18 protein-coding genes are annotated in these 17,397 nt (G+C 34.7%); 7 read left to right on the forward strand and 11 right to left on the reverse strand.

From position 1 onward, the window contains the following. Window positions 1-8 precede the first annotated feature (8 nt). Complete coding sequence (gene manA, locus JN168_RS01505; protein WP_279526113.1) at window positions 9-944, forward strand: mannose-6-phosphate isomerase, class I; 936 nt, start codon at window positions 9-11, stop codon at window positions 942-944. A 51-nt stretch (window positions 945-995) separates the two neighbouring features. Further along, on the forward strand, window positions 996-1,886 hold the full coding sequence (locus tag JN168_RS01510) for an ROK family protein (protein WP_279526114.1): 891 nt from the start codon (window positions 996-998) through the stop codon (window positions 1,884-1,886). Window positions 1,887-1,978: 92 nt separating this feature from the next. On the opposite strand, the gene JN168_RS01515 is transcribed toward JN168_RS01510, so the two are convergent. From JN168_RS01515 to JN168_RS01525, 3 genes are all read right to left on the reverse strand, one after another. Then, on the reverse strand, window positions 1,979-2,437 hold the full coding sequence (locus JN168_RS01515; RefSeq protein WP_042740420.1) for a threonine/serine exporter family protein: 459 nt from the start codon (window positions 2,435-2,437) through the stop codon (window positions 1,979-1,981). Window positions 2,438-2,449: 12 nt separating this feature from the next. Then, the gene (locus tag JN168_RS01520) at window positions 2,450-3,202 is read right to left on the reverse strand and encodes a threonine/serine exporter family protein (protein ID WP_042740419.1); all 753 of its coding nucleotides are present in this window, start codon (window positions 3,200-3,202) and stop codon (window positions 2,450-2,452) included. Between the two features lie 919 nt (window positions 3,203-4,121). After that, window positions 4,122-5,426: a homocysteine synthase gene (locus JN168_RS01525; protein ID WP_229366511.1), complete on the reverse strand. Its 1,305-nt coding sequence runs from the start codon at window positions 5,424-5,426 to the stop codon at window positions 4,122-4,124. 228 nt (window positions 5,427-5,654) lie between these two features. Between JN168_RS01525 and JN168_RS01530 the strand changes: the two genes are divergently transcribed. After that, entirely contained in the window at window positions 5,655-6,557 is a 903-nt protein-coding gene (locus tag JN168_RS01530; RefSeq protein WP_229366512.1) for a PLP-dependent cysteine synthase family protein, read from the forward strand. Then, a complete protein-coding gene (locus tag JN168_RS01535; RefSeq protein WP_042740416.1) occupies window positions 6,554-7,702 on the forward strand; it encodes a bifunctional cystathionine gamma-lyase/homocysteine desulfhydrase in 1,149 nt (382 codons plus the stop codon). Before JN168_RS01530 ends, JN168_RS01535 begins: the two co-directional genes overlap by 4 nt. Before the next feature lie 293 nt (window positions 7,703-7,995). Here the strand turns inward: JN168_RS01535 and JN168_RS01540 are convergent, their stop codons facing one another. Next, entirely contained in the window at window positions 7,996-8,601 is a 606-nt protein-coding gene (locus tag JN168_RS01540; RefSeq protein WP_042740414.1) for a hypothetical protein, read from the reverse strand. Between the two features lie 232 nt (window positions 8,602-8,833). Here JN168_RS01540 and JN168_RS01545 point away from each other — a divergent pair, with 232 nt between their 5' ends. From JN168_RS01545 to JN168_RS01555, 3 genes are read left to right on the forward strand one after another with little or no spacing between them, the layout of a single operon-like run. Continuing rightward, on the forward strand, window positions 8,834-9,538 hold the full coding sequence (locus tag JN168_RS01545; protein ID WP_042740413.1) for an ABC transporter ATP-binding protein: 705 nt from the start codon (window positions 8,834-8,836) through the stop codon (window positions 9,536-9,538). Between the two features lie 2 nt (window positions 9,539-9,540). Continuing rightward, the gene (locus JN168_RS01550; RefSeq protein WP_279526115.1) at window positions 9,541-10,686 is read left to right on the forward strand and encodes an ABC transporter permease; all 1,146 of its coding nucleotides are present in this window, start codon (window positions 9,541-9,543) and stop codon (window positions 10,684-10,686) included. A gap of 14 nt (window positions 10,687-10,700) precedes the next feature. Then, window positions 10,701-11,360 (forward strand): TetR/AcrR family transcriptional regulator, encoded by a 660-nt coding sequence (locus JN168_RS01555; protein ID WP_279526116.1) that lies wholly within the window; start codon window positions 10,701-10,703, stop codon window positions 11,358-11,360. 239 nt (window positions 11,361-11,599) lie between these two features. Here the strand turns inward: JN168_RS01555 and JN168_RS01560 are convergent, their stop codons facing one another. The 7 genes from JN168_RS01560 to ureB form a co-directional block, all read right to left on the reverse strand. Beyond that, on the reverse strand, window positions 11,600-12,070 hold the full coding sequence (locus JN168_RS01560; protein ID WP_042740410.1) for a thioesterase family protein: 471 nt from the start codon (window positions 12,068-12,070) through the stop codon (window positions 11,600-11,602). A gap of 578 nt (window positions 12,071-12,648) precedes the next feature. Continuing rightward, complete coding sequence (locus JN168_RS01565; RefSeq protein ID WP_042740409.1) at window positions 12,649-13,491, reverse strand: urease accessory protein UreD; 843 nt, start codon at window positions 13,489-13,491, stop codon at window positions 12,649-12,651. After that, complete coding sequence (ureG, locus tag JN168_RS01570; RefSeq protein ID WP_042740408.1) at window positions 13,491-14,105, reverse strand: urease accessory protein UreG; 615 nt, start codon at window positions 14,103-14,105, stop codon at window positions 13,491-13,493. Before ureG ends, JN168_RS01565 begins: the two co-directional genes overlap by 1 nt. A gap of 16 nt (window positions 14,106-14,121) precedes the next feature. Next, window positions 14,122-14,811, reverse strand: coding sequence for an urease accessory protein UreF (locus tag JN168_RS01575; RefSeq protein ID WP_042740407.1), 690 nt, complete (start codon window positions 14,809-14,811; stop codon window positions 14,122-14,124). Next, a complete protein-coding gene (ureE, locus tag JN168_RS01580; protein ID WP_107511703.1) occupies window positions 14,804-15,256 on the reverse strand; it encodes an urease accessory protein UreE in 453 nt (150 codons plus the stop codon). Before ureE ends, JN168_RS01575 begins: the two co-directional genes overlap by 8 nt. A 17-nt stretch (window positions 15,257-15,273) precedes the next feature. After that, window positions 15,274-16,989 carry an urease subunit alpha gene (gene ureC, locus JN168_RS01585; protein WP_107526774.1) on the reverse strand — a complete coding sequence of 572 codons (1,716 nt, stop codon included), beginning with the start codon at window positions 16,987-16,989 and terminating at the stop codon, window positions 15,274-15,276. After that, window positions 16,986-17,393 carry an urease subunit beta gene (ureB, locus tag JN168_RS01590; protein WP_042740404.1) on the reverse strand — a complete coding sequence of 136 codons (408 nt, stop codon included), beginning with the start codon at window positions 17,391-17,393 and terminating at the stop codon, window positions 16,986-16,988. The genes ureC and ureB overlap by 4 nt, the downstream gene beginning before the upstream one ends. Window positions 17,394-17,397: the final 4 nt, after the last annotated feature.

A 17,397-nucleotide genomic window follows, 5' to 3' on the forward strand; every position in this document is an offset into this window, starting at 1 on the left:
ATGCAGTGATGGTGTTATTTTTAGAACCAGAGTTCAAGGAACGTATTTGGGGAGGTACAGGATTAAAGGCGTTTAATTATGATATCCCTAGTGATATTACAGGGGAATGTTGGGGCATTTCGGCACATCCAAATGGACCAAATAAGATTAAGAATGGTAGACATCAAGGAAAAACATTAGATCAAGTATGGATAGAAGACAAAGCATTATTTGGAAATCCCAAAGCACATACTTTTCCATTGTTAACCAAAATATTAGATGCGAATGATAAATTATCTGTACAAGTACATCCTAATGACGATTATGCATTGAAGCATGAAGGGGAATATGGCAAGACAGAATGTTGGTATATTCTTGATGCTAAAGCGGACGCTGAGATTATTTATGGTGTAAATACAACGGATTCTAATGAATTAAATGAAATGATTGACAATAGAGCGTTTGACCAACTTTTTAAACGTGTTAAAGTTCAGCCCGGTGATTTTTATTATGTACCTGCTGGGACTGTACATGCTATAGGTGAAGGTATCCAAATATTAGAAACACAACAATCTTCAGATACGACTTATAGAATTTATGATTATGATCGAACAGATAAAGATGGAAATCAAAGAGCGTTACATCTTGAACAAAGTAAAGCAGTCATTCAATTAAATGACAACTCACCAAATAGCACACCAATATCAAAAAATATACAAGGTCAGAAATATACACAATTTGTCTCCAATACATTTTTTACAGTTGCGCGTTGGGAAATTTCAGGCAAATTAAACTACGACTTATCACGTGATTATGAACTTATATCAATTGTAGAAGGTCGTGGAACAATTGAAATAGATGGAGAGGTCCATGAATTAGTAAAAGGTGATCATTTAATATTGACCGTAGAGGATACGAATGTCGTTATAGAAGGCGATTTGATTGCAATTATCAGTTATGTTTAAGTCATCTATCAGATTTGAAATGGTTATCAACATGAGTGAGGTGGAATGATTATGTTAAAATTATGCGTTGATATCGGAGGTACGAAGACTATTGTTGGGGTAGTCAATGAACAACTTGATATCATTGCTAGTAAAAAATTTGAAACGATAAAGGAAGATCCGAAGCAACAATTTACTGAAATAATTAAACTAGCGAATCATTTTGTAACAGAATACAAAGAGATAGATAGCAATATATTGAATATTGCTATGCCTGGTCCATGTGACTATACACAGGGATTGTTCTTAAATCCGCCAAACTTACAACAATACAATCAATTTAATGCAGGGCAATATATTGAGCAACACAGTCAATTTAAGCCGAGCTTTGTTAATGATACAGATGCTGCTGCGTTAGCGGAGTATCGATATATTAAATCAACTACATCTGATTTTGTTTATTTAACGATTAGTACTGGTGTTGGTATGGCATATGTCAAAAATGGACAGTTAGTTTCAGGTGTAGATGGCAACTTTGGTGAAATTGGTCATACTGTAATTAAAAATGATAGTGATTACCAATGTCCGGTTTGTCACCAGTATGGATGTGTAGAAAATGAAATATCTGGATTAGCCATTAGTCGAAAGGCGAGTGACCTTTTAAATCGACCAGTGACTACTAGAGAAGCTATAACGATGTATCTCGAGCATGAAGACGAAACAATTCATACTATGGTTGAAGAAGTGATTAAATTAACACAACAACTATGTATTAACATATTTAGCGTCTTTAACATTTACCATATAGTTCTAGGTGGTGGCGTAACGCAAAGTGCATTGCCATATAAGGAAGCAATAACGAATTATGTAAGTCAACACCATTTAATACAAAATAGTACGATTCAAATTGACATTAGCCATCTTGAAGCAAATGTACTGACAGGTTTATATTTCATTAATTAATGATATCAAAGACACCACACAACACTTGCTATATTAATAAAACCAGAGGTTAGACCTTTGAGTTTATGATAGTAAATGCGTGTGGTGTTTTTTTATAATCTATTACGTTTTATTGCCCATAGTTTACGGATGTTTAGTGTTTTAGACAATTGGTCAGAAATAAGAAGACCTAAGGCAATCGCACCTGCTACAAGAATGGCGCGTATAAATGTATTTGTTGCGTCGGTAAACTGTAAGGTTACAAGTTGTTGTGTTGCTCTAAATGCAATACTACCTGGAACAAGGGGAATAATACCTGGAATCATAAAAATAACAACTGGTGCTTTAAATATACGACTCATAATATGACTAAGTAGCCCCAATGTTAAACTACCCAGTAAACTTGTATAAATACTATCCATATGAAAGCTTTCCGTTAATACAAAATACACCATGTAACCCATCGCACCTGCGAAACCAGCAGGAATAAATAACTTTTTAGGTGCGTCGTATATCACATTGAAAAAATATGATGCACAAAAGCTACAGATAAACGTGAAAATGATTGTCATCTTTAGTCCTCCTTAAAATGTTACATATGCAATAGCAATACCTGAACCGATAGCAAATGCAATGACAAGTGCTTCCAAGAATTTTGCAGTAAACATTAACATGTGACGAGCGAATAAATCTTGGATAGCAGTAGTAATCAATACACCAGGCACAATGGGCATCACTGATGCAATCATTGCAGGACCAAAGGTGTTCTCGATGTGGAAGATATGAGAACCTAAGATAATGATAGCGCCTAAGACAAATGATCCCACAAATTCTGGTATAAACATTGTTAAGGATTTGCTTTGCATAAATTCTACAATGCAAAAGCCTGTAGCACCTGCAATTAATGTAGTGAGCATTTCAGGCCATGTTCCACCTTGTAAATATAAAAAACACAGAGAAATGATGCCTGCTGCGACGACTTTCTTCCACAGTGAGATAGATACTGTACTATGCTCAATATTACTTAATTGCTGATAGGCTTCTTCTATTGAAATGTGATTACTTGTAAGTTGACGAGAAATTGAGTTTACTTGATAAATTTTTAATAAGTTTGTTATGTTTTTGTCTATACGTAAGATACGTGTGTCGTGTTCCTCACTTAGTGAGAAATTAATAAATACATTTATGACATAACCTTGACTGTGATAGTAACCCATACATATGGCCATACGTCTCATTGTATCTTCTACACGTGAAACTTCAGCACCTGAAGATAATAAAATTTTTCCAGCGAGTAAGATAGCTTGTATGGTTAATTTATCTTTTGTGCTATCCATGATTTGTCCCTCCTTTGTTTTTGAATGATTATCGTTATTATCCCAATATTATATGTGAAATTCAAAAGGAAATTTAAAAATAATAGTGAATAGGGTGAGTAACTCAGCGAGAGGCGAGACTGTCGGTTGTGTGCGGGGAGACTGCCATGTTCATTGTTGTGTGTAATGATCTACTAAATGAAAGTCACTCATAGCGAACACTTTTGAACTTTATGTTCAATGTATTGTTATACAATCTGACCTTGTTAATGCATGAATGACGTCTGTGAGGATAGCGAGTGGCGTATTATAGGGCACATAGAAGCGTCCTACATGAGTAATAAGTGATTTTGTAATCCATAAATTAAAAACAACGCGTCTAGACATAACGCTAGAAAAAGACTCATATTTTTGAAATCGATTTATCTGAGTGTTGTTTTATATTCATATTTCGTATTGTTAGCTCGCTTTCCTAGGGGACAGCTTCAGCCTGTAGTCTTCAGCACGTCCTGTTCCCACAGGAGTCTCGCTAAAATACGTTGTATTCATTTTTGATATTTACATTAGGATATATTTAAATCTTCAAATTAAATTTGTCATGTAAGTGATGGTATATAAATCATTAAGTGCATAATCTTTCATTTGTTTTCTTTTATTCATATTTCGTATTGTTAGCTCGCTTTCCTAGGGGACAGCTTCAGCCTATAGTCTTCAGCACGTCCTGTTCCCACAGGAGTCTCGCTAAAATACACCATAGTCATATGTGATTGTATATAAAAGCGCATAAAAAAATAAGACACTTCGTATTATTTAATAAATGCTACTAAATTAACGAGGTGTCTTATATATAATGAGTACAATATGATTCAACATATAGCAATAATGTAACATTTATCATGACAGTGATTTATGTTATACAATATGACTTTTGTTGTTCGAATTACTCAGAAGATTTGTTTGTGTTTACTGATTTCGATAGACTTTGATCTAAATCTGCAATGATATCGTTAATATTTTCAGTTCCTATAGATAGTCGAACGAGTTCTGGAACAACACCAGACGCTTGTTGATCTTCTGGTGATAATTGTAAATGTGTTGTACTTGCTGGATGTATTACTAATGATTTTGAATCACCGACATTTGCTAAATGAGAGAATAGGTGAAGATTTTCAACAAAGTTAGCAATATCATCAACACTACCATCGATGCCAAAGGTTAAGATTGCGCCTTGCCCCTTTGGTAGATATTTCTGTCCTAATTCATAGTAATTATTACTTTCTAAACCAGGATAATTTACCCAAGTAACACTTGGATGTTGCTCTAGATACTGGGCAACACGTAAGGCATTTTCTGAGTGGCGTTCGAGTCTTAAGTGTAAGGTTTCTAATCCGATTAAGAATTCGTGAACATTAAATGGAGATACAGCAGAACCTAAATCACGTAATAATTGTACTCTTGCCTTTGTAATATATGCGGCTTCACCTACGTCATTAACGTAAGAAATGCCATGATAACTTTCGTCAGGTTCAACTAAACCAGGGAACTTGCCATTATTCCAATTGAATTTACCACTATCGACAATAATACCTCCAATTGATGTACCATGACCTCCAATAAACTTAGTTGCAGAATGAACTATAATATCTGCACCAAATTCAAACGGGCGTAATAAATATGGTGTTGGGAAAGTATTATCAACAATTAATGGAACCTCATGTGCGTGTGCAATGTTAGCTACAGCTTCAATATCTAATACATCAATCCTAGGATTACCAATGGTCTCCGCATAAACTGCTTTAGTCTTATTGTTAATAGCTGTTTTAAAGTTATTTGGATCACTAGGGTCTACAAAGTGAACTTTAATACCTAATTTTTTAAATGTCACATTAAGCAAATTATATGTACCACCATATAAATTGGACGATGCTACGATTTCATCTCCAGATTCAACAATATTTAAAAGTGCTAAATGTATTGCGGCTTGTCCAGAAGATGTTGCTAGTGCCCCGATTCCTCCTTCTAAAGCAGTGATACGTTCTTCGAATACATTTTGAGTTGGGTTCATGATACGTGTGTAAATATTTCCAGGTTCAGCTAATGAAAATAAATTTTGGGCATGCGTGGTGCTGTCAAAGACATAACTTGATGTTTGGTAAATAGGGACCGCTCTTGATTTTGAGAAATCATCTACCTCTTGTCCACCATGAATTGATAAAGTGTCTAAATGCCATTGATTATTTGTCATATGTTGTACTCCTCCTATTTATTAGAATTTTCTGATAATTAGAACTATACTAGAATCACTATTAGAATACAAGTTTTTCTGACTAATTAAGTATGGATTCTTCATTGACTAATATCAGTAACTTTATAATATAAATGAGTTGCAAAAGACTCATTTTTTATATATAATCCTTATCTGTATGGTAGGGTATGGATTAATAAGGATTTCAAGCCATTATGGAGGACTAAAATGATTGGGTATGACTTGATAGGTAATACGCCGTTGGTATTACTGGAAACATTTAGTGATGAGCAAGTACAAATTTATGCAAAATTAGAGCAATATAATCCTGGAGGTAGTGTCAAAGATAGACTAGGTAAATTTCTCGTTGAACAGGCACTCGAACAAGGATTAATTAAAAAAGGAGATACTATTGTTGATGCATCGGCAGGTAATACAGGTATTGGTTTGGCGATGGCAGCAAATCATTTCAAGTTACATTGTGTAATATATGCACCTGAAGGGTTTTCCGAAGAAAAAATTTCGATCATGAGAGCGCTAGGTGTACAAGTAGAGCGTACTCCTCGTGAAGAAGGCATGCGAGGTGCAAGAAAGGCTGCAGAACACTTTGCAGCGGTCAATAATGCTTTTTATACAAATCAATTTGAAACAGAGTTAAATCCACAAGCATATGTGAAAACATTAGGTCAAGAGATCACATCGGCATTACCTGACATAGATTACTTTGTTGGTGGTGTTGGATCTGGAGGCACATTTACTGGCGTTGCACAGCACTTATCGCAGTATAATGTAGGCAATGTTGTAGTAGAGCCAGAAGGGTCTGTATTAAGTGGTGGTGAACAGCATGCACATGATGTTGAAGGTATCGGTGTTGAAGCGTGGCCACAGTTTTTATCAAAGGAATTAATTTCAGATATTATTAAGGTTTCCGATATAGATGCATTTCGAAATGTGAAGCAATTAGCACTGCAAGAAGGACTGTTAGTCGGTAGTTCATCTGGTGCTGCGTTACAAGGTGCATTAGAGGTGAAGAAGCATATTAATACTGGTGTTATAGTAACGATATTTCCAGATGGTAGTGATCGTTATATGTCGAAGCAAATATTTGAATATGAGGAGAATGTAAAATGAATAAAAAAACAAGATTAATACATGGTGGTTTAACTACAGATCCATATACTGGTGCAGTGACTACACCAATTTATCAAACAAGTACGTATATGCAAGATGAAATTGGAGATTTAAGACAAGGTTATGAATATTCTCGTACAGCTAATCCTACTAGAAGTGCATTAGAAAGTTTAATTGCGGATTTAGAACACGGTGAATTTGGATTTGCTTTTGGCTCAGGGATGGCAGCAATTTCTGCTGTTATCATGTTATTAGATAAAGGGGATCATTTATTATTAAATTCTGATGTTTATGGCGGAACATATAGAGCCTTAACTAAAGTATTTACACGTTATGGTATTGATGTTGATTTTATTGATACTACAGACATAACTAAAGTTGAACAATATATTAAACCAGAAACAAAAATGCTTTATATTGAAACGCCATCTAATCCATTATTACGTGTAACTGATATCAAAAAATCTGCCGAATTGGCGCAGCAACATAATTTAATTTCAGTTGTGGATAATACATTTATGACACCTTATTTCCAAAATCCCTTGGACTTTGGTATCGATATTGTCTTGCACTCAGCTACAAAATACTTAGGCGGTCATAGTGATGTTGTCAGTGGCCTTATAGCTACAAAAGATGCTGACTTAGCAGAACGCATTGGATTTATTCAAAATTCAACAGGTGGTGTACTTGGACCACAGGATAGTTATTTGCTTATTAGAGGTATAAAAACATTAGGTTTACGTATGGAACAAGTACAAAAGAACACATTAGCCATCATTGACATGTTACAAGGTCATGCAGCAGTGCAACAAGTATTTCACCCAAGTATTGAAACGCATTTAAACTATAGCGTGCACAAAGAACAAGCTGATGGACATACAGGTGTAGTTGCCTTTGAAGTGAAAGATATCGAATTAGCTAAAGCAGTTATTCGTAAATCACAATATTTTACATTAGCTGAGAGTTTAGGTGCAGTAGAAAGTTTAATTTCAGTACCTGCATTAATGACGCATGCATCTATTCCGAAAGATATTAGAGAAAAAGAAGGTATTGCTGATGGATTAATTCGATTATCTGTTGGTATTGAAGATACAGATGATTTAGTAGATGACTTAAGACAAGCATTAGATTCAATCAATCATTAATTCCCAGGAAATACTCAAAGTACCTAAACGTAAAGTAGGCATAAAAGCCAACCTAAAAGATTCAATTAATCTTTTAGGTTGGCTTTTTGTATGAATAATTTGTTTCGTAGAGGTTCCCATGACTAGAACTTTTAGCGGTGTTTTGTTGCGACGAACGTCGGATTTCATCAATTATTGCCTAGTCAGCAATATTTAAGGTTAATAAATGTAAACTATAAAAATAACTATGAAGCAATCTATCTTCACAGAAAGCTTCATAGCTAATATTTAGTAAGTTTGTTATATATAGACTGTTAATTATCAAATAATGAGTTGATTTTATCTTTGATTGTGTTTAATTTTTGGTCAATATCAGTTAATAATTGATTTACTTTAGATTGATCCTCGTTATTTAACTGCGCATTGTTGGCTTCTTTCAATTTGTCAGCTTGTTGTTGGAAATCTTCTGTCAAAGATTTATCGGTAGCATTATGTTCATTATTCTTTAGACCATCAATTTTTTGTTGTAGATTGTTGATAATATCTTCACTGTTTTGGTTATTTTCTATTTTTTCTTTGGCATTATTGATTTGAGTATTGATATCACTGCTTTGTGTTTGTTGTTGATAATCGTTTGATGCATTGGGTTCTTTATTGTCTGTTTGTTGCTCATGCGTAGTTGATTCAGTATCGTTTGGCGCGGTGTTATGTTTATGGATGAAAAAGAACGTTAAACATATTGCAACAATCGCAACTAAAATAACAATTACTGCGACTAACCATTTTTTTGAGCGCCGAGAGCGTTCATTTTCATATTCTAACTGTTGTTCACGTCTTTGATCTCGTTCATTATAGTAACGTTGTTCTTCTAACTTTCTATCTTCTTCGTATGCTTGTTTATTTCTTTCGGTACGTTTCATAATTACCACTTCCAATTTACTTCGAAATTATCAATTCCTTATGTTTAATATTTTAATGATTATCTTTATATTTGCAACTTTCTTTATATTTGAAGTTATTTTAAAAAGGAGGATTTTTAACAAATACATATTTAGTGGAAGTGAAATTTGACATTTTAATTGAATTTAAACGTGTGTAGATGTATGATAATTCAAAAGTGAGTAATCACTCACTTGAAGGGGTGGATAGTAAATGATTGAAGTGAATCATGTTAATAAGTCGTTTGGAGACAAACGTGTACTTAATGATATTTCCGTACTTTTTGAAGCAGGTGAAATTGTTGGACTGATTGGTCCGTCTGGAACAGGGAAGACGACATTAATTCAATGTATGTTAGGTATGGAGAAAGTGAATACTGGTGAGGTAGTGATTAACGGAACTACAATTCCTGATAGGAAAATACTAGGAGATATAGGTTATATGGCTCAAAATGATGCATTATATGAGGATTTAACAGGTAAAGAGAATTTGAAATTTTTTGCGAGTATATATATGAAGGATAAGAAGTTAATTAATGAGCGAATAGAATATTGTAGCGCTATGGTTAAATTACAAGATGCTTTGGATCAAAAGGTTGCGACTTATTCTGGAGGGATGAAACGTCGACTTTCGCTAGCGATTAGCATGTTGCAAGACCCTGGTATTCTTATCTTGGATGAACCAACAGTTGGTATTGATCCTAAGTTAAGAAAGGCAATTTGGCAGGATTTAAATGAAGCTAAGACAGCAGGAAAAAGCATTCTCGTAACGACACATGTACTTGATGAGGCATCACGTTGTGATAAATTACTATTGATGAATCATGGTGAAATCATTGCGTCTGGTACACCTGAAGATATTAAGCGGCAATACGATGCTGAAACGATAGAAGATGTATTTCTAAAGATGGAGGGGTAATTATGCATGCATTCCAAATTGCCAAACGTATATTTAAGCAAACGGTCAGAGATGTAAGAACCTTAATGTTACTATTAGTTGCGCCAATTCTTATATTATCGCTGCTGTATTATATTTTTACAGTGTCAGATAATGCTAATGGTCTTAAAGTAGGTGTTCATCAAATTTCAGATTCTTATTTAGAGCAGTTACATGATCAAGATATCCAAACAAAACAGTATCATGATAATAATTCTATTGGGCAGAAGATTAAAGATGACCAATTAACAGGATTCATCTATGAAAAAAATCATAAATTATATGTAACATATGCGAATGATAATCCTACAGAGACAGGCACATTAGCTTCGGCCAATCAAAAGTGGTTAATACAACATAATATGGCACAGATGAAAGATAACACAGAACAACTGCAACAACAGTTAAAATCAATTCAATCAAAGTTGCCCGATAATGTTATGGATGAGCAACAAACAAACACTAACAAAGCACAAGTCAATAAACCGGTTCAAATGACATCCGATTATTTGTATGCAAATAAAGATGCAACGTATTTTGACATGATTAATCCGATATTGATTGGTTTTTTTGTATTCTTTTTCACATTTTTAATTTCTGGCATAGGCTTATTGAAAGAACGTACATCAGGCACATTAGAACGTTTGCTAGCTTCTCCGATAAAACGGAGTGAAATTATCTTTGGGTATATTATGGGTTATGGTTTGTTTAGTGTGATTCAGACAGTAGTCGTTGTGATGTATGCAATTTTTGTGTTGCATATCGCAATTGCAGGTTCAATCTGGCTCGTGTTAGCAACGACAATATTAACAGCACTTGTTGCTTTGACCTTTGGAATATTATTATCAACATTTGCTTCTTCAGAGTTCCAAATGATTCAATTTATACCGCTTGTTATTGTACCGCAAGTGTTATTCGCAGGATTAATTCCAATACAGTCTATGAATACGGGGTTACAGTACTTTGCCCACATCATGCCACTATTCTATACAGGTAATGCAATGCAATCAGTAATAATCAAAGGCTTTGGAATAGATGATGTTTATCTTGATTTATGTATCTTGTTTGCAATATTTGTGGTGTTGTTAATATTGAATATCTTTGGCATGAAACGTTATAGAAAGGTTTAAAGGTCGTGGTTAAGATGAATCATACAGTGAAAGAAATAATGTCTGAGGTAATGCCTCAATTAGAACATTTAACAGAACGACAACGTAGAGTGATTGAGAGTGCGTTGATATTATTCAGTGAACAAGGCTATGATAAGACAAGTACGAGTGATATTGCAAAGAAAGCTGGCGTAGCTGAAGGAACGGTCTATAAACAATTTAAAAATAAAAAGGCGTTACTTTATGCTGCAATCTTACCTATCATCAGAGATAATGTTGCACCGGTAGTCGTTAAAGAATTTACTGAGACTTTAGATGAAAAAGAACACTTTAAAGCATTTATCTATACATTTGTAGACAACCGCTCAGAGTTTTTGTTTGATAATAGAGTGCTGTTGAAAGTTATTATTAATGAAGCAATGACGAACAAAGAAATACAAGCGATTATTTTTGATATCTTTAATCAGAGGATAGTTGAAAATTTAAAGCCAAGAATCGAATGCTATATAGAACAAGGTGAGATGAGGGCAGTAGATATTGAATATTTCTTACGTACTGTTATTGCTCAAATATTTAATTTGAATATAAGTTATATCATCGACACAAACAAAGAACGTGATAATTCATACGAAGCCTTTGCTACGTTTATTAAAGATGGCTTATATCAGATGTTTAAGGCGAATGTAACAAATTAAAATAGGATGGTTTATTTGGAATGAGAAGTAAATGATACAGCCAAATATTTTAGAATGGTAAGCAATAAAATATTGTGATAATAAAGCAAAAAATTAGAGGCTAAGTCACTGCTGACTTAGTCTCTAATTTGTTAATCACTTAGGTATCTTAAGGTAAATGTGTTAATTTCATGGAAATAGTATTAAAGTAGTAGATCAATTTCAGTGGCTGATTGTAATTGTCTACTATTTATTGGTTACTACCTTTTAGGTATACCAATAACATGGCCTAATTGTTTAGGACTATCAAAGTTAGGTTGTTGCTCGAAATAGTTTGCAATCTTATCAAAAACCTCATCAGGGAATGGAGTGCTTTTTCTTGTTTCGAAATCAACGCCCATCATCATTACTTCGTATGTCGCACAACGTTCATCTTTTTCGTTGTACATCGTTAAAAATAAATGTACGCGTTTATAATCGTAATCATAAAGACGTGCCTTAATATAAAATTTTTCATGTACTAACAATTCCTTTAAAAAGGAAATGTGTGCTTCTAAGCTAAATATCGTAACATTTAAATCTTTACGATAATCTGTCGATAAGCCAACTGATTCAAAAAAGCCTGCGACTGAATCACTAAATAGGTCGTAGTATTTTGCATCATGTAAATGTTGGTTATGGTCAATCCAATCAGGATGGACAGTGTTGTTATAAATATATGTTTCTGTCACCGAAATACGCCTCCTAATAATTGCTATACGCTCATATTATGTCATAAATAAGATATAGATTGAACAAATTAAATTGTTTGTTATTTAATTAGATGTAATAGCTGTTAAATCATTAATTAACTAAAAAATGACTGACAAATTTATTATTATTTAAAATAAAAAAGGCGTTTAGAAAATTAATACCCAGCATTAAGCCCATCAAAGATTGTTGATCTTTGATGGGCTTGTTATCGCTTGCTACCTAGTGGGCTTGGTCGAGCTTCGGTCTCGACACGCATACTACTCCTTCAGTTGTCTCACAAACAATGCGCAGTTCATAAATGTTGTTACTATAATAAGTGAGACACTTTATAATGAATTTATTGAAATAGAAATTATCCCTGAGATAAAACAAGAAATGCATAACGAGTAAAGTGATGAAGACTAAAATAAAATCATAATTCAGCGATTTTATTTTAGTCTAAAAGGGTAATGTCCCAGGCTCGTTCTATTTTTAGAAAAAAGTTGCTGAATTTGTATGATTGAGTAATTTTAAGCTCAAGTCGATATCATTGTGAAAGTTTATTACTGTATGAGTATTAATACTTTCGTAAAAAGTTGATGTCACGATTAAAGATACTTTGGTTTACATACTGTTGGGTAGCAGTTAAAATACTTTCGATTTCTTGTGTTTTGTTTGATAGTATTCGTAAGCTAAAACCATGTGTTGCAATTTGCGTGATTCCGAAACGGCAATCATAATCTTGGTGATAGTGTTTTAATGTGTCATAGAGTGAATCTATGAATTTTTGATTAACTTCTGGGTGGATGAAATAACATGATCCTAAATGTGAATAGTTTTCCATGTAACCAATAGCATGTACTGAATGCTTTGCAGGTTCTAATCTCATGTGATCATAAACGACCAACGTATCATCTACATATATTTCATTTAATAAGTGCATATAATGATAACTAAATTGTTTGTCATCTTTGGAATACCCAGGTGTTAATATATCCGTGTAAAATAAACTACTTGTATTTGTTAAGTGAAAGGTATTCTGTTGATAAAATTTTGCATTTTCGAATGCGATAATAGGGTCTCCAACATATTCTAAGTGCCCTTGATCTTTAATATTAACATGTTGATATTGAGCGACGTGATCGTTAGGTGTTTTATAAATTTTGGTGGCACCTTGTGAAGTTAATATAACAGAGGCATTATCCTCAACGTTAAACTCCATTATATAGCGATCACCGTCAAGGTAACCGCCGCCGACATTGACGATATAGAATGTTGGAATATCAGAATTGTTCAGATAAATCGGACGCATAACTTTAAGTGCCTTTTCAAAAAAGACATCTCTCGCCACAGACTTTCTACCGTTATTGAAGACAGATAACTTTAATTGACCTGTCCATGTTGGATTGGATTTAGGCATTATACCAAACCTTTTAGGAAAACGTCTTGCTCAATCCAGTTTATTACTTCGTCTAAACCTTCATCTGTCTTAAGGTTAGTAAATGCAAATGGACGAGTAGAACGAAAGGCCTTAGTATCTATTGCCATTTGTTCTAATGATGCACCAACATAAGGTGCTAAATCGGTTTTGTTAATAACGAAGAAATCTGATTTAATCATGCCTTGTCCACCTTTACGTGGAATCTTCTCACCTTGAGCGACATCGATAATATAAATTGAGAAATCAACCAATTCAGGACTGAATGTAGCTGCGAGGTTATCACCGCCAGACTCAATGAATATAAGTTCGATATCATCATTCCGTTCTATGAGTTCATCAATCGCTGCAAAGTTCATCGATGCATCTTCACGAATGGCTGTATGTGGACAACCACCTGTTTCTACACCGATAATTCTGTCTTCAGGCAGTACTCCAGAATTAACTAGAATTTTTTCATCTTCTTTTGTATAAATATCGTTTGTAATGACACCGATACTCTTTTCTGTTGACAGTCTCTTTACAATTTTTTCGATAAGTTGGGTTTTACCTGCACCAACAGGACCGCCGATACCTATTTTTATTACTTCTGACATAATTGTCCTCCTCTTTTTATGAAATAAAAATTCTTACATTTACGTTTTCATGCTCCATTTGATTTACTTCTAAACCGGGTGCTGTAAGTCCTAAATCATTTTCAGTCAATGTGAAAATATAATCACGTGTTTCTTTCATAATGGGAATCATTCGCTCAACGATTCGTTGACCTGCAGTTTGACCTAAAGGTATTGCACGAACCGCATTTTGAGTAAGACTGGACACATTTTGATATAAGTAGTAATCAATTATTGTTTCTATTGGTACACCAAAGTAATGACCTAACATAGTAAAGCAGATAGCTGGATGTAAGTGTACTTGTTTACTTTTCATTTGTTGTTGATACCAGTTAATCCATTCGCTTTGATATAGTTCAAGTGCCAATTTAACCATACGATTTCCCATTTGTTTTGCGCCTTGTCTAGTTTCTCGTGGCAAACTTTGAACGAATAGTATTTGATCTAATCGTATTATGGCTTCTGTATCTTGTGCCTCTAAGGCTTTATACACGAGACGCATAGTTAATCCATCTGAATAAGTGAGCTGTTCATTAATGAATAAAGTTAACCAATGTTGAAAAGTTGTTTCATCGTGCACGGAACCGCGTTGTATATATGTTTCTAGTCCGAATGAGTGACTGAACGCACCAGTTGGAAATTGAGAATCGCAAAATTGAAATAAACGTAAATTTGCGTGATCAATCATGCGAATGACCTATATGTCTAAATGCTTGGTTTACCTTACGATCCTCATGTGTGTAGGGAATACCTAAATCTTGTAAAAGTGATTCTACAAGATAATCATATTGGACTAACATTTCAGTTTCAGTAAACTGAGCGGGTAGGTGTCTATTACCTAACTGATGCGCGATATTACCCATTTCTTGCAAATTGCGTGGCTTGATGACAAGTAAATCTTCAGAATTAACATCTACAATAATCATATTGGTATCATCTTTATATAAAATATCACCATATTGTAGGTCGATCGGTTGCTTTAATCGAATGCCTAGTTCGTTACCATGATCTGTTGTTACGCGTTGAATACGTTTGACTAAATCAGAATTTTCTAAGTAAACTTTTTCAATATGCTTACCTTTTTCACTATCTGAAAGATTGGCGATATTGCCTACTATTTCTTCTACAATCATCTCAGTTCCTCCTAAAGTTAAAATAAGAAATATCTTTGTGTTAACGGTAGTGTTGTTGCTGGTTCACTTGTAATTTTTTGTCCATCAACAAACACTTCATACGTTTGCGGATCAACGTCTAATTTTGGCGTTGCACTATTGTTTTTCATATCCTTCTTCGTTAAATTACGGATATTGTGGACAGGTCTAAGTTTACGCTTTAAACCAAGCAATTGACCGATATCATTTTCATATGCAGTAGCGGAAACAAAAGTAATCGCAGTACTTTGCATATTGCCTCCAAATTGACCATACATCTTTCTATATTTTAAAGGTTCAGAAGTTGGTATAGAGCCATTGGCATCACCATTAATCGCAGTATTAATTAAACCACCTTTAATAATCACATCAGGTTTAACACCAAAGAATGCGGGTTCCCACATGATTAAATCAGCAAGTTTGCCTTCATCTATTGAGCCGACATAATCTGAAATCCCATGTGTGATTGCCGGATTAATTGTATATTTTGCTATATATCGTTTTATTCTATTGTTATCATCATATTCACTATCGCCTTCAAGAGGTCCGCGTTGGTCTTTCATACGATGTGCCACTTGCCATGTGCGTGTTATAACTTCACCGACGCGACCCATTGCTTGAGAATCGGAACTGACCATACTAAAGACACCCATATCTTGCAGTACATCTTCTGCAGCAATTGTTTCTTTACGTATACGTGAGTCCGCAAATGCAATATCTTCAGGTATTGCAGCGTTAAGATGATGTGTAATCATTACCATATCTAAATGTTCATCGACAGTGTTTACTGTGTAGGGGAGTGTTGGGTTCGTAGATGATGGGAGAATATTTGAATAGGATGCAGATTTGATTAAATCCGGTGCATGACCGCCTCCAGCACCTTCAGTATGATACATGTGTAACACACGGTCCTTTACTGCAGCCATGGTTTCTTCCATAAAGCCGGCTTCATTTAATGTATCGGCGTGTAATGCCACTTGTATGTCGTATTCATCGGCAACATTAAGTGCATGGTGTAAGGCAGAAGGTGTCGCACCCCAATCCTCATGGACCTTTAAACCGATAACGCCTGCATGAATTTGCTCAACTAATGCAGTTGGATTAACTGCTTGGCCTTTACCTGTAAAGCCAATATTTAATGGCAATGCTTCAGCAGCTTCTAACATGCGATGGATGTGCCAAGGACCAGCAGTAACTGTTGTTGCTTTTGAACCTTCAGACGCACCTGTACCGCCACCAATATGGGTAGTAATGCCACTTTCTAAAGCGACTTGTGATTGTTCTGGATTGATAAAGTGAACATGTGTGTCGATGCCGCCAGCTGTGAGAATCTTACCCTCAGCAGAAATGACATCAGTAGTGGCACCGATAATAATATCGACGTTATCCATAATATCAGGATTTCCCGCTTTACCTATTGTCATGATATAGCCATTTTTCACACCAATATCAGCTTTGATAATTTTATTATAATCAATGATTAATGCATTAGTTATAACTAAGTCAGCAACTTGTTTATCATCACGTGTTACATTAGGGTTTTGTGCCATCCCGTCACGAATAGATTTACCACCACCAAAAGCGGCTTCGTCTCCATAAGTTGCATAATCTTGTTCTACTTTTGCAAATAAGTTCGTATCACCTAGTCTTACAGAATCACCTAATGTTGGGCCATAAAGACTCGTATATTGAGATTGTGTCATTTTAAAGCTCATGATTTATACCCACTTTCTTTATTAGCATTTTTACTACCGTCATCCTGTACTTTAGGTGCTTCGGCAGAATTAACTTTCGGTTTATAAACGCGTGATTCGTCAATTGGACCATTCACATCACCATGGAAACCAAAAATTTTACGATTACCACGATATTCAACAAGTTGTATTTCCTTTTCATCACCTGGTTCGAATCGAACTGCAGCTCCAGCAGGTATATCTAAGCGTTTCCCGTACGCTTTTTCACGATCAAATTGAAGTGCAGGATTAGCTTCGAAGAAATGATAATGAGAGCCAACTTGAATCGGTCTATCACCTGTATTTTTTACATTTAAAATGGTACTTTGCAAGCCTTGATTGACCTCGATATCCGTATTGTTAACAATAATTTCACCTGGTTTCAATATA

The organism is Staphylococcus gallinarum (assembly GCF_029774255.1).
Classification (GTDB): Bacteria; Bacillota; Bacilli; order Staphylococcales; family Staphylococcaceae; genus Staphylococcus; species Staphylococcus gallinarum.

Excerpts from the sequence above, each read along its gene's own strand:
- manA (WP_279526113.1), top strand. The coding sequence starts at position 9 with ATGGTGTTATTTTTAGAACCAGAGTTCAAGGAACGTATTTGGGGAGGT.
- JN168_RS01510 (WP_279526114.1), top strand. The coding sequence starts at position 996 with ATGTTAAAATTATGCGTTGATATCGGAGGTACGAAGACTATTGTTGGG.
- JN168_RS01515 (WP_042740420.1), bottom strand. The coding sequence starts at position 2,437 with ATGACAATCATTTTCACGTTTATCTGTAGCTTTTGTGCATCATATTTT.
- JN168_RS01520 (WP_042740419.1), bottom strand. The coding sequence starts at position 3,202 with ATGGATAGCACAAAAGATAAATTAACCATACAAGCTATCTTACTCGCT.
- JN168_RS01525 (WP_229366511.1), bottom strand. The coding sequence starts at position 5,426 with ATGACAAATAATCAATGGCATTTAGACACTTTATCAATTCATGGTGGA.
- JN168_RS01530 (WP_229366512.1), top strand. The coding sequence starts at position 5,655 with ATGATTGGGTATGACTTGATAGGTAATACGCCGTTGGTATTACTGGAA.
- JN168_RS01535 (WP_042740416.1), top strand. The coding sequence starts at position 6,554 with ATGAATAAAAAAACAAGATTAATACATGGTGGTTTAACTACAGATCCA.
- JN168_RS01540 (WP_042740414.1), bottom strand. The coding sequence starts at position 8,601 with ATGAAACGTACCGAAAGAAATAAACAAGCATACGAAGAAGATAGAAAG.
- JN168_RS01545 (WP_042740413.1), top strand. The coding sequence starts at position 8,834 with ATGATTGAAGTGAATCATGTTAATAAGTCGTTTGGAGACAAACGTGTA.
- JN168_RS01550 (WP_279526115.1), top strand. The coding sequence starts at position 9,541 with ATGCATGCATTCCAAATTGCCAAACGTATATTTAAGCAAACGGTCAGA.
- JN168_RS01555 (WP_279526116.1), top strand. The coding sequence starts at position 10,701 with ATGAATCATACAGTGAAAGAAATAATGTCTGAGGTAATGCCTCAATTA.
- JN168_RS01565 (WP_042740409.1), bottom strand. The coding sequence starts at position 13,491 with ATGCCTAAATCCAATCCAACATGGACAGGTCAATTAAAGTTATCTGTC.
- ureG (WP_042740408.1), bottom strand. The coding sequence starts at position 14,105 with ATGTCAGAAGTAATAAAAATAGGTATCGGCGGTCCTGTTGGTGCAGGT.
- JN168_RS01575 (WP_042740407.1), bottom strand. The coding sequence starts at position 14,811 with ATGATTGATCACGCAAATTTACGTTTATTTCAATTTTGCGATTCTCAA.
- ureE (WP_107511703.1), bottom strand. The coding sequence starts at position 15,256 with ATGATTGTAGAAGAAATAGTAGGCAATATCGCCAATCTTTCAGATAGT.
- ureC (WP_107526774.1), bottom strand. The coding sequence starts at position 16,989 with ATGAGCTTTAAAATGACACAATCTCAATATACGAGTCTTTATGGCCCA.